Here is a 13384-nt window from a genome sequence, read left to right on the forward strand (position 1 = left end):
AGCCATCCTTCGGGATGGCTTTTTACTAAGGGAACTACAGAAATCAAAAACTAAGAACCCAACAATTTTTCTGTTTTAATATACTTCATAATAATCTGTGTAGCACCTGCATTTTGTTGCACATACTTTTTGGCAGCGAGGCCAAATTCTTTTCTCTTACCTTCATCTTTGAGTTCTTCAAAAATAGTCTTCAATTCATATTGATTGCTAATTGAAAATCCTGCCATAATAGTCACTAAATCTTCTGCTTCTTTAAACTTTTCATACTTGGGACCAAAGACAACAGGGATACCATATGTAGCCGCTTCCAATGTATTATGGATACCGACACCAAATCCACCACCAATATAAGCGACATCAGCATAATAATACAAAGCTGAGAGCATGCCTATATTATCTATAACCAAAATTTGCGCATCTCTAATCTGCTGCTGTTCATAGGTTGCCAATTGAGAATACAACAAAGCATTGGGAAATAATCTCTTTATATCCGAAAGATGAGAGGCATGAATTTCGTGCGGGGCAAGAATAAGCTTCCACGAAGTGTCAGCGGACATCAAAGGAGACAACAATTCTTCGTCCGGTGTCCATGTACTACCAGCTACTAATACATTGTGTCGCTCTACAAATACCTCTACCATTGGCATAGCTTGATGCTGTATCGGAAGCTCCACAACTCTATCAAAGCGCGTATCTCCTGCTAAGCCGGCATTTGTAATACCTATCCACTTCAACATATGTACAGAATCAGAATTCTGTGTAAAAAAATAAGAAACATTCCTCAAAATACCCTTAAAAAAACCGCCATAAGGCCTAAAGAATATTTGATCTTCTCTAAATATAGCCGAGATCATCAAAAGACGAACATCTCTTTTGGGTAACTCTTTAAAGTAATGATACCAATATTCGTATTTTGTAAATACAACAAACTTGGGTTGTATAATATCTATGAAACGTCTAGCATTGGAAGCGGTATCTTGAGGAAGATAAAATACATAATCAGCTAAAGTGGTATTCTTACGTATTTCAAAGCCCGAAGGGGAGAAAAAAGTTATTACAATTTTTTCATGTGGAAAACTTTTTTTTAGTGCCTCCAAAACGGACCTTCCCTGCTCGAATTCTCCTAGAGAGGCAAAATGAAACCATATGTATTTATGTCCTTTTTCAACCGTTTGCTCTATGTGACTCAAAATATTTTTTCGCCCTTCTACCCACAGCTTCGCTTTGGTATGAAACGGTGAAATGAGGTGCAAAATAGCACCATAAAACCATATTCCTAAATCGTAAATGAAACGCATATTGTGAAATATTACTTATATTCGTCAAAGATATTAAACCTTTTCTAATTCAAGGAAAACGCTCAAATCACGAAACAAAAAATATATGAGTAAAATATTAGTAACCGGAGGAACAGGATATATAGGTTCACATACCGTAGTAGAATTATTCAATGCTGGATATACTCCAGTAATCGTTGATAACCTATCGAATTCCAATATCCAAATATTGGATCAAATAGAAAAAATAATCGGTATAAAGCCTGAGTTTCATGAATTCGACCTTTGTGATGAATCAAAAACCAAAGCCTTCATATTAAACAATCCAGACATCAGTGGTATTATTCACTTTGCGGCATCCAAAGCAGTTGGAGAATCTGTTGCTGATCCATTAAAATATTATTACAACAACTTCTTCTCCCTAATAAACTTATTGAATGGCTATAGAGAAACACCTATAAACTTTGTGTTCTCTTCTAGCTGTACAGTATATGGAGAGCCTGATACATTACCTGTAACAGAATTTGCTCCTGTAAAGAAAGCAACTTCACCTTATGGTAATACCAAACAAATAGCGGAAGAAATCCTTCAAGAGACAGCTTCTGCTTATGGCAATTATAATATCATCGCTTTACGTTACTTCAATCCAGTTGGTGCACATGCTACAGCTTTATTGGGCGAGCTACCTAATGGTGTTCCGCAAAACCTTTTACCATTTATTACACAAACGGCAATTGGGAAGCGTGAGAAATTAACCGTATTTGGAAATGATTATGATACGCCTGATGGATCATGTATTCGTGATTATATCCACGTGGTAGATTTAGCGAAGGCACACGTTGCAGCGATTAAATTATTAGAAAAAGGAAATCCGAATGGCAATTATGATGTTTTCAATATAGGAACTGGCCAAGGTAACTCTGTGATTGAAGCTATTACAGCATTTGAAAAAGCTTCCGGACAAAAATTAAATTATGAATTTGGTCCACGCCGTGATGGTGATGTTATCAAAGTATATGGCGATGTTACTAAATCAGCTAAAGAATTAAACTGGAAAGCAGAACTGGGCATTGATGAAATGATGGCCTCTTCCTGGAAATGGGAGAAATATTTGAAAGAAAACCCAATTGGCTAATTTTTCAAGCCATAAACACTAAAAAGCCCCCAATAGTAAATACTATTGGGGGCTTTTTGCGCCATAGCTAATGGCTAATTATCTCTATACTTGCCCAAGTAGTACTCTTCCTTAAATTGAAATTGTGGTGTCAAATAATACAACAATACTATTCTAGAATACCTATAATTGAATGGTGACAAAAGTATCGACATCCCTAATGCAACAGAAAGATATAACCACGGAGACTCCAAATTGCCCGTCAATACATAAGTAGCGACGCATGATGATACCAGCTCGGCTACCACAAAAGCATAACTAACATACATGGCTACATAAAAGTATCCGGGTTCCTTTTCAAACTTCAAACCACAATGCGGACAGTGGTCCAACATTTTCTTGGACCGTAAGCTCAATAAAGGTGCTTTAAACATATTTCCTTTGCGACAACGCGGACATTTGCCCGCTAACGCACTTTTCCATTCACTCGGTAAAGTATATTCAGTAGCCATATAATGGTATAATTTTAAATGCTATAATTTTCTAAACTCCTCAGGCGTAACACCCTCTATTTTTTTAAAGAACTTCGTGAAATACGAATTATCACTAAAGTTCAACTCATAAGCAATCTCGGCAATCGAAAAATCTCTTATTACCAATAATCTTTTTGCTTCCAATACAATCCTATTTCTTATAATCTCTCCTGCTGATTCTCCTAAAAGCTCTTTACATAGTGCATTGAGATGATTAGGAGTAATATAAAGCAAAGAAGCATACTCTTTTGGCAAACGCAACTTTTTGTAATTCAACTCAATAAGAGCTAAGAAATTACGCAACAAAGTATGATTATATACATTCGCCTCATTGGCAATACTACCTTCCCTTTTCCCCTCCAGTAAATGGAACAAATACAACAAAGAAATACTACTAAAATCGCGATCATCGACCTGTTGTCGCATTCTTTCCAATACTGCTATTACAGCTTCAAGTTTAGAAGAATCCACTTGCACAACTTCATCACGAACTAGCCCCGAGAAGAAAGAAAAATTAGATAAATAATCCGGTCTTAGTAGGAGATTTTTAAATAAATCCTTATCAAAATTTACGATATACCCATCCATTTCGCCTTCAAATTCCCAGCTATGAATTTGTCCTGGAATCATAAAATAAATCTGCCCTGGACACACATCAAACCGCTGAAAATCTATAACATGAAAGCCACTCCCTTTTGTAAACAGCACGAAATGGTAAAAATTATGCCTATGCGGAAATACTAAATTCTTATTTCGAACCAAATAACCTGCTAAGTCCTCTACCATAATCTCCTTATGGAAACTATTAGAAACTGTACATTGTTCGATAATAGGAACTTTTGAAATCATACACAAAGATAAAGCTAACTGACCACTATATATGGTACAAATCCATCTTTTAATGGTACTTTTTATAGATAAGTAAAAACAACCATCACTTCAAACAAATATAATCTTGACCAATATCTCCTTTAATATTATCTTTACACCATGTCATTGCATAAAGATCCTGAACTAAAAGAAGCTGTCCTAAATCTTTCTCCCCGGGAAAAAGATAAATTATTGATTCGCCTTATTAGTAAAGATAAAATGCTAATGAAACAACTTCATTTTCAACTATTAGAAGATGAAGATGACTTGTCACGAAGAATTGAATCACTACGTGAAAAATTGAATGAAATGAGTAACCCAAATCGCTCTGACATTAAAAATAGCGCTGTATACAGCAACTACAAAGGGCTTACTTCTTTAATCCGCCAACAAAGCGGATTAATAAACGAGCATGAAAAAATAACTAAAGACAAATTTTCGGAGGTAGAATTCCGATTGTTGATTCTTGAAAATGCCTTCAAAACCTATCCAATACTTTTTGAGAAATCATATATCGCAATATCAGATAAGCTACATAGATATGTAATCGCCCGCTTAAAAGCTACCCTTACTAAATATGATAAGCTACACGAAGACCTTCAATTTGATCTTCAAGAAAGCTATAACTACATCACAGGCTTTGCGGCAGAAAATGATTTATATTAAATGATTTGTCTTTGCTGACAGATCCCTCCCTATAACTTAATATATTCTTTGCTTTCATAGTATTCTGCTCAGAAATATATGTGTATACACTTGTTTATTAACGGTACAATTACGATTTACATAATCGCATAAAACAGCATTCATTGATTTTTTGTATTTTTGTATAAATACTGACTTTACGTGAATATAAAAGAGATCTTATTACAATACGGACAAACAGAACAGGTTACATCTTTTGTAAAAGCTATCCAAGGGAAAACCCCTAAAGTACACCTCAAAGGTCTTATAGGCTCTTCTGATGCGTTAGTTGCAGCAGCCGCCTATTCGCTACAAGAGCGCCCGTATGTATTTATCCTACCTACACACGAAGACGCTTCTTACTTCCTTAGTGATTTGGAAAGTCTTTTTGACAAACAGATTTTATTTTTCCCTGCTTCATACCGTAAAGCCTTTGATTTTACTCAACTGGACAGCGCCAATGTATTGCAACGTGCAGAAACTTTAAGTTCCTTAAATCATACCTCAGAATTACCAAAGATTGTGGTTACTTATCCTGAGGCAATCAGTGAAAAAGTAATTAATCGTACAGATCTTGAGAAGAATACATTAGCTATCACTCAAAACACAAAATTGAGTATTGATTTCATCAATGAATTTCTATATGAATATGATTTCGATCGTGTCGACTTCGTTTATGAACCAGGACAATTCGCTATTCGTGGTGGAATCGTGGATATCTTTTCTTTCTCGAATGATCTACCGTATCGGATAGAATTTTTTGGTGACGAAATTGAAAGTATCCGTACTTTTGATATTGAATCACAGCTATCTGTAAGTAAGATTCATACCGTCAGTATTGTTCCCAATGTACAAGCGAAATTTCTTGCTAGCAATCATATTTCCTTATTAGAATATATTGATAGGGATTCTGTCATCTGGATTAAAGATGTTCAATTCACACTTGATGTAATATTAGAAGGATATAAAAAATCATCCCAACTATGGAAAGCGCTATCAGCAACAGATCTCAAAAATAACCCTGAATGGGTCGATCCTCGATTTACGTTTACGGATGACAAGAATTTTGGTGCTATGCTATTTGATTTTCCAAATGTAGAATTTGGAAAGCAGTTCTTTTTCAAAGCGGATGCAACGATTCAATTTGATACGCATCCACAACCTTCATTCAATAAAGATTTCAATTTACTAATACATAATTTCAAAGAAAATGAAAGTAAGAAAATTGAGAACCTTATATTTTCAGATTCTACGAAACAAGTAGAACGCATTTATGCTATCCTAACCGATTTAGATAAATCGGTTACCTTTACACCTATTTATAAAGCTTTACGCGAAGGATTTCGTGATGACAGTACAAAACTAGCCTGTTATACCGATCATCAGATATTCGATAGATATTATAAATATAAACGTATCAAAGCATATGAACGCTCTCAGGCCATCACGCTAAAAGAGCTACGCGACCTAAAACCAGGTGATTACATCACACATATTGATCATGGTGTAGGAAAATACGCCGGCTTAGAAAAAGTCGATGTTAACGGCAAAACGCAAGAGATGATTCGCTTGATCTATGCTGACAATGACCTGTTATATGTCAATATAAATTCTTTAAACCGTATATCGAAATATTCTGGTAAGGAGGGGACAGTTCCAAAAATGAATAAATTAGGAACAGATACCTGGGATAAATTAAAGAAAACAACAAAGAAAAAGGTTAAAGATATTGCACGTGACTTGATCAAGCTATATGCTGTTCGTAAAGCACAAACAGGTAATGCTTTTAGTCCGGATACATATTTACAAAATGAGCTTGAAGCTTCCTTTATATACGAAGATACACCTGATCAAGAGAAAGCAACTGCCGATGTAAAGCGCGATATGGAATCCCCACACCCGATGGATCGTTTGGTATGTGGAGATGTTGGTTTTGGGAAGACGGAAGTTGCTATTCGTGCGGCATTCAAAGCAGTAGCAGATAGCAAACAAGTCGCAATATTAGTCCCTACCACAATATTAGCGTCACAACATCATCGTACTTTCACAGAACGCCTAAAAGGACTTCCTGCAAACATTGATTATATCAACCGCTTTAAGACACCCAAACAGATTAAAGATACTTTAAAAAGATTGGAAGAAGGGAAAGTTGATATTATCATCGGCACCCATCGCTTAGTAAGTAAAGACGTGAAGTTTAAAGATTTAGGCCTGATGATTATTGATGAGGAGCAAAAATTTGGGGTTACCGTAAAAGAAAAACTCAAAGTAATGCGTGCCAATGTAGATTCACTTACATTGACCGCAACACCTATTCCACGTACGCTTCATTTCTCATTGATGGGTGCTCGTGACTTGAGTATTATCTCTACCCCACCACCAAACAGGCAACCCGTGCAGACCGAACTTCATGTATTTGGAGAAACGCTAATTCAGGAGGCTATAGCCTATGAGATAGATCGCGGTGGACAGGTGTTCTTTATTCACAACCGTGTAGCCGATCTTAAGCAGCTTGGCGCTATGATACAGAAGCTTGTTCCAGGCGCCCGTGTCGGTGTCGCACATGGTCAATTAGAGGGCGATGATTTGGAAGATGTAATGTTAAAATTTATCAACCATGATTTCGATGTCTTAGTAGCTACTACAATCATCGAAGCAGGTCTTGATATCCCTAATGCAAATACCATTATCATCAATCATGCTCATATGTTTGGTTTGAGTGATCTACATCAGATGCGCGGACGCGTTGGGCGTTCGAACAAAAAAGCTTTTTGTTATCTTTTGAGTCCGCCACTGTCAACGCTTACTCCTGAAGCATACAAGCGTTTATCTGCTATTGAGGAATTCTCTGAGCTAGGATCGGGTTTTAATGTCGCTATGCGTGATTTGGATATTCGAGGATCGGGCAATCTTTTGGGAGGTGAACAATCCGGATTCATTGCTGAGATTGGCTTTGAAATGTATAACAAGATATTAGATGAAGCCGTACAAGAGTTAAAAGATGATGAATTTGGCGAATTATTTGCGGACGATCAGAATAGAAAATATATATCTTTTACACAAATAGATACCGACTTGGAAGTAATGATTCCTGATGAGTATGTCACTAATATTGGCGAACGCTACAATTTATACAATGAAATTGCTAAGCTCGAAGATGAGAATCAACTTTTAGCTTTTGAGAAAGAACTAGAGGACCGATTTGGGCCTATTCCTGCTCCTGTATTTGAGCTATTCAATACATTACGCTTACAATGGTTAGGAAAAGAGATTGGTTTTGAGAAAATATCTTACAAGAAAGATACGTTGAAAGGATTTTTCCTTAACAACCCTAAATCTTCATACTTTGAATCTGATCAATTTGGTAAAGTATTAGCTTTTGTCGGTGCTAACCCGAGCAACAGTAATCTAAAAGAAGTAAAAGGGCAACTACGACTAGCGCTGAGCAACGTTAATAATATAGATTATGCTTTATATCTGTTAAAAAAGATGCTATAAATAAATACGAGTTGAATTGGCACGCACCAACGCCGATCCAACTCGCATTATTACGAACAAATTAGGTTAGTAAAAAAAACGCATACCCACCTAGTAACTCACCAAATTTATACATAGCTATTAGTATCAATAGAACAAGACCTATTTTAACATATTTGTTTTGCAATATTCTAAAAACTAACACACTATTCATTATAAATTAAGTTTAATAACATAAAAATAATGATAATATTTTAAGTTTAAAGAAAAAATTTAATTATTTTTTCATATAAAAGAAAAATAATTAATCTTAACAGCACTAAATAGCATAAAAAACAATGCTAAACATCTCATAATAAAGAAGTTATAATTAAAATATAAATTTACACTAAAAGCAACTCAAACAAAAACATATAACGAAAAAGGCGAATCGTATGATCCGCCTCCTTTTATTGTACTTGAAATAGTGCATTTGCCATAATCAGCTTCCCACTATCCCAAAAGTTACGAAATAAGACCGCATCAGCGATATAAATAACGGATCCTTTATCTACATCTTGAGCTCCAAAAATCAGCCCATTCTTTAGTTGACCCTTCAAATGTTGGCCTACAAAACCACTCATCAACGCATTATCTTTGATATAACCAATATTCCATCCTTTATTATCTTTGAAATACTGATAGAGCGTAGCATTTTGTTTGAGCGTATAATATTCATTCTGACCATACATCAAGGGATGAGTAGAGTCAAAATTAACTTTATAAATGGCACCTCCAGTGTACTCTTTCATAGACTCACGCTCTCTATCGGCATACTTTCTCAATGGACTACGCTTCTCTTGTGCTATTGTATCTTGCTTTATAGCCTTTATATTACTCCAAGGCTGTGCTGACAATTGTTCTACCGCACTTTCTAAAGCGATAACTTTCCCCCCTTCTTTCAACCAAGTAGCAAAAGCATCTGCCTGCACTTTATCTTTCAAGAATGAATAATTACCTTTAGCCATAATAAATACGTCTACATCGGACCATTTTACGCGCCCAATATCCTCAGAATTGACCATGGTAATTGGATATTGCAATTGACGATCAAAATAATGCCATATCTCTCCTACACTAAGAGCACGTAACTGTGGTCCTGCCAACATCATCACGTGTGGTGCTTTGATTGTCTGTACATCAGCACTCCCCAAATCTTTACCACCTTCTAAAATCCCCGAAAGAACAGAATATAGCTGCACATTGTATTTATCTGCATAAGCTTTGACCGCAGCAATCTTAGAAGCAGCCTTAGCGTTATTTGTCATCACCAAAATAGAACCACGCGGAAAATCAACACCGTTCATCTTAAAGGCAAATGCAGAAGATTTGACTGTAATTTTGTTTTGCAATAATGCCGACAACAACTGTGCTGAACCAAAGCCATCCCATTTGAACGCATATCCAAATCCTGCTTCTATAGCATTATTTATTTTAGCAAAACTATAAGGATTAGTATGCGTTACTTTTGTAGCACTAGCCATTCCCTGCAGCCCATATACATATGGTAGTGACCAAGCTGTAATATCATAAGTTACAGAATCCCTCAATTTAGCCTCTGGCTCAAATAAAACACGTACCAAAGCACCTTTAGGTTGATTGCCTGGAATAATTAAATCTTTTTCTTTTACCGTATAAGTTTCATTCTTCTTGGTACTATAATCAACCCCTTTAAATGTACCTGAGGAAGAATAATAACGTATCTTATTCTTATCTAAAAGACCTGCTAAAGCACGCATACTTGATTCACGTGCTGGATCATACTTGATCACATAGCTTTGATATGTAGACAGACCTCCTGCATTAGCTTGCTTATAGAATTTTTGAAATTCGGAAACTACACGATCCGCATTTTGGGATACTATTTCAAGCATATTCATCCCGGAGGCATGGTGCTCAATAGCTCGGCCTTCCAATGTCAATGTATCTCTATCTGCTGTATAAACACCAAGGCCAGCAGAACCATTCCCCGCCTTTTCATAGGTCATACCTATAGCCCCTGAATAGACAGGGTATGTATCCCCGTATGAAGGATAAAACAAATCAAATCTTTCTTTGGTAAAATAAAGCCAACCTTTCTTATCGAAATAATTGGCATTGTGCTTACCAATAGTTCCTTGAAACTCTTGCTGCCAAGGCGTTATTACCTCATGCAAAGGCTCTGCCGCGGGAGGGAAATAATAAGGTGCATTGATTCCTTGTTCATGAAAATCAACATGAATATGTGGCAACCAACTGTTATACAATTTAGCCCTAAGTTCGGACTCTTGTTGTGTCTGCCAAGCCCAGTCCCTATTTAGGTCAAAATAATAATGATTCAATCTGCCAGATGGCCAAGGTTCATTGTGCTCGCGCGCATATAATTCAGGGTTATATTTGGTGCCAAGTATACCATTCTGCCAATTGTTATAGCGTTCCGTACCATCAGGATTTAGACATGGATCAATTACAACCAAGGTATTCTCTAATTCCTTTTTTGTCTTGTTATTTTTGGGATCTATCAATTGGTACAAAGTCATCATAGCAGCCTCTCCAGAAGAAGTTTCATTACCATGAGCATTATTACTCATCCATAAAATCGCAGGCATATTACTTAATATAGCAGCCCCATCCATTTCACCTGCTATCTTTAGATTGTTGGAACGAATATCTTCTAACCGTGCGATATTAGCGACTGAAGAAACGTAAAATACATATAAAGGTCGTCCTTCAACAGATTCGCCATATTGCTCATATTTTACCATATTGGGCGCCTGGGTGGCTATGTAGCGATAATAATCTAACATCTTCCAATGTGGTGTTATCTTGGTTCCTATTTTATAACCCAGATATTCTTCAGGTGATTTTATTTGTGCAAAAGCACTTACAATTAAAACCAAAAAATTGGCTAACAGTATAATTTTTTTCATGCGATTAATTAGGTCTATGCAATATAGATATTTTTTTCTTCTTCACATACTCTACAATATTAATAGATATTTTTTAGCTTTGATTAAACTTATCATGAAATGAGCAGATTAGAGACTAATTTAATACATACTGGAAAAGAATTCAACACGACAAAATCCGTTGTTACACCAATATATCAAACATCAACCTATCTTGCTGATGGTGACCTAGCAGCATATATACATGCTGCAACAGAGCCAAAGCATCCCGAATTTTATCACCGCCACGGCAACCCTACCAATAGTCAGGTAGCAGCAATACTCGCCAAATTAGAAAAAACAGAAGATGCTTTAGTTTTAGCAACAGGCATGGCTGCCATTAGCACCGCTATATTGGCTATCGTAAAATCAGGCGATCACATTGTTGTTCAAAATGCACATTACTCCGGATCTACATTATTCTTCAACGATTTCTTAGCAGACTATGGTATTACGATTACCCGTGTAGATCAATGCAACAATCAAGCATTCTTAAACGCTATACAGGAGAATACCAAATTGCTATATATAGAAACACCGTCCAATCCAAATCTTAATATTACAGATTTGGCTTTTATTGGTCAATTGGGAAAAGACAAAGGAATCACTACCATGGTAGACAACACATTTGCGTCCCCCATAAATCAAACGCCTAAAGATTTTGGTATAGATATAGTGATACACTCCGCTACAAAATATTTGGGAGGGCACTCTGATCTTACTGCAGGCGCAGTATGTGGCACAAAAGAGTATATCAACAAGGTATGGCGTCGTTCATTAGTATTAGGCGCATCATTAAGCCCCTTTGACTCATGGCTATTATTAAGAGGCTTAAAAACCCTAGCCTTACGCGTAGATCAAATAAATAAAAATGCCCTCGCCTTAGCGCAATATTTGAATAGCCATAAAGCTATAAAAAAGGTCATTTATGTTGGATTACCTAATCATGCGCAATACGAATTAGCGAAGTCGCAAATGAAAGGATTCACAGGAATGCTTTGTATAGAAGTGGCAGGTAATAATGAAGAGGAAGAATTTAAAAATGCGCAAACGATATTAGGCAACTTGCGCATTTTTGTAAATGCTGCAAGCTTAGGTGGTGTAGAATCGCTCGTTGTACATCCAGCAAGTATGTGGGGATCACACCATAGTAAAGAACAGAAGGAAACTTCAGGCATCACCCGTGGCATGCTACGCATCTCTGTAGGTATCGAACATATAGATGATATCATCGCCGATTGGGAACAGGCAATTTCCAAATTATAATCTACGATAAAGCAACTTTACTTGAGCTAGATAAAAATATGTCATTTTTTCTCTAGCTCATATAAAGCGATAAAAATTCGTTACTTTCAGATTTTTAAATTTGAAACCATAAATAAATGAGCTCCTTTTTCCTTATAGTAATTAACTGCTGATCTACCCTATCAATACCTCCTAATTCCCAAGAGGTTTTATCGGTGTAGATATATTTTTTGTAATTTCAGGTAATCTCATTTCTAAAATTGTATATGACCAAATGGAAAATAAGCAATTTTTTATATCGATTTTTATACCAAAAGAATCAAACGTTTACTTCTACTATTTACTGCCATCATTCTATTTACTTTGCTTACAGGATACTTTCTTCTCTTTCCTATTTCGTATAGACCCTTAGGAGCAGAGGTTATTGCAGCAGATATTTGAAAACATTCCGAATGTAAAAATACTGGATATCAATCATTTATTATCCCATAATGGGATCTATTCTAAGTTTCAAGAAGATAACATGCGTTTATACTATGATGCAGATCATTTAACTGCTTATGCTGGAGAATATATCTACACAAAAATTAAAAAAGACAACACCTTTAAATGGCTTATAGAATTAGTAAAAGTAAATAATTATTTAACTTTTGCTAATTTCTATGATTATTAATTATAACTGAGATGCCGTTTTCTAGTGGAATCAATTATGTCATTATTATCTCAAATAAACACAAAAGTAATTCTTAGGAAAAAATATTATCAAAAAAAAACAGCACTATTTACTTAATTTTAAGTATATTTATTAATACGATTTATTAACCATTATCGAATAATATAAATTTTAATTAAGATATCAAGCGGAGTAAACCCAGTAGTCTGGCAGCCCAACTTATAGCAACTCAATACTGCTATTCCCCTATTTCGTAACCATCTGAAGCCAGAATTACACAGCTAATGATAAGGTAGAAAGGAATCTCTATCTTGTTATTATGCATTAATGCTTAACACATTGATGCATCTTCACTAATATCCATTTCATAGGGTCAGGTCAAAAACCTGATATATAATAGAATGCACTTCATAGCTTTTGCGGTCTCGAGCACGAACGTCCGTATTCTAGCCCGTAAGAATGGTTTGGAAATTCAATAAAAGCCCTAAACATTTAGGTGTCGATGCAGAAAACTGACTAGCTATTCGTTTTGATAAAACTTTAAA

9 protein-coding genes are annotated in these 13384 nt (G+C 35.8%); 5 read left to right on the top strand and 4 right to left on the bottom strand.

The genetic code is table 11. The features are described from left to right. Window positions 1-50: 50 nt before the first annotated feature. Complete coding sequence (locus IP023_RS04265) at window positions 51-1298, bottom strand: 3-deoxy-D-manno-octulosonic acid transferase (protein ID WP_241789010.1); 1248 nt, start codon at window positions 1296-1298, stop codon at window positions 51-53. Window positions 1299-1383: 85 nt separating this feature from the next. Here IP023_RS04265 and galE point away from each other — a divergent pair, with 85 nt between their 5' ends. Continuing rightward, the gene (gene galE, locus IP023_RS04270; protein ID WP_241789011.1) at window positions 1384-2412 is read left to right on the top strand and encodes a UDP-glucose 4-epimerase GalE; all 1029 of its coding nucleotides are present in this window, start codon (window positions 1384-1386) and stop codon (window positions 2410-2412) included. A gap of 74 nt (window positions 2413-2486) precedes the next feature. Here the strand turns inward: galE and IP023_RS04275 are convergent, their stop codons facing one another. Beyond that, a complete protein-coding gene (locus IP023_RS04275; protein ID WP_241789012.1) occupies window positions 2487-2903 on the bottom strand; it encodes a DUF983 domain-containing protein in 417 nt (138 codons plus the stop codon). Window positions 2904-2924: 21 nt separating this feature from the next. After that, window positions 2925-3773: a helix-turn-helix domain-containing protein gene (locus IP023_RS04280; RefSeq protein ID WP_241789013.1), complete on the bottom strand. Its 849-nt coding sequence runs from the start codon at window positions 3771-3773 to the stop codon at window positions 2925-2927. A 141-nt stretch (window positions 3774-3914) separates the two neighbouring features. Between IP023_RS04280 and IP023_RS04285 the strand changes: the two genes are divergently transcribed. Both IP023_RS04285 and mfd read left to right on the top strand, forming a co-directional pair. Then, window positions 3915-4460: a hypothetical protein gene (locus IP023_RS04285; RefSeq protein ID WP_241789014.1), complete on the top strand. Its 546-nt coding sequence runs from the start codon at window positions 3915-3917 to the stop codon at window positions 4458-4460. Window positions 4461-4640: 180 nt separating this feature from the next. Further along, complete coding sequence (mfd, locus tag IP023_RS04290; RefSeq protein ID WP_241789015.1) at window positions 4641-7976, top strand: transcription-repair coupling factor; 3336 nt, start codon at window positions 4641-4643, stop codon at window positions 7974-7976. 428 nt (window positions 7977-8404) lie between these two features. Here the strand turns inward: mfd and IP023_RS04295 are convergent, their stop codons facing one another. Then, window positions 8405-10903 carry a M14 metallopeptidase family protein gene (locus IP023_RS04295; protein WP_241789016.1) on the bottom strand — a complete coding sequence of 833 codons (2499 nt, stop codon included), beginning with the start codon at window positions 10901-10903 and terminating at the stop codon, window positions 8405-8407. Window positions 10904-11002: 99 nt separating this feature from the next. Between IP023_RS04295 and IP023_RS04300 the strand changes: the two genes are divergently transcribed. After that, window positions 11003-12187, top strand: a complete 1185-nt coding sequence (locus IP023_RS04300) for a trans-sulfuration enzyme family protein (RefSeq protein ID WP_241789017.1) — start codon at window positions 11003-11005, stop codon at window positions 12185-12187. A gap of 403 nt (window positions 12188-12590) precedes the next feature. Continuing rightward, a complete protein-coding gene (locus IP023_RS04305; RefSeq protein ID WP_241789018.1) occupies window positions 12591-12839 on the top strand; it encodes a hypothetical protein in 249 nt (82 codons plus the stop codon). Window positions 12840-13384: the final 545 nt, after the last annotated feature.

The sequence above is a fragment of the Sphingobacterium rhinopitheci genome (genome assembly GCF_022627575.1).
GTDB classification, from domain to species: Bacteria; Bacteroidota; Bacteroidia; order Sphingobacteriales; family Sphingobacteriaceae; genus Sphingobacterium; species Sphingobacterium rhinopitheci.

What these genes read in the sequence shown, in the direction of transcription:
- IP023_RS04265 (WP_241789010.1), bottom strand. Translation starts at nt 1,298, where the DNA reads ATGCGTTTCATTTACGATTTAGGAATATGGTTTTATGGTGCTATTTTG.
- galE (WP_241789011.1), top strand. Translation starts at nt 1,384, where the DNA reads ATGAGTAAAATATTAGTAACCGGAGGAACAGGATATATAGGTTCACAT.
- IP023_RS04275 (WP_241789012.1), bottom strand. Translation starts at nt 2,903, where the DNA reads ATGGCTACTGAATATACTTTACCGAGTGAATGGAAAAGTGCGTTAGCG.
- IP023_RS04280 (WP_241789013.1), bottom strand. Translation starts at nt 3,773, where the DNA reads ATGATTTCAAAAGTTCCTATTATCGAACAATGTACAGTTTCTAATAGT.
- IP023_RS04285 (WP_241789014.1), top strand. Translation starts at nt 3,915, where the DNA reads ATGTCATTGCATAAAGATCCTGAACTAAAAGAAGCTGTCCTAAATCTT.
- IP023_RS04295 (WP_241789016.1), bottom strand. Translation starts at nt 10,903, where the DNA reads ATGAAAAAAATTATACTGTTAGCCAATTTTTTGGTTTTAATTGTAAGT.
- IP023_RS04300 (WP_241789017.1), top strand. Translation starts at nt 11,003, where the DNA reads ATGAGCAGATTAGAGACTAATTTAATACATACTGGAAAAGAATTCAAC.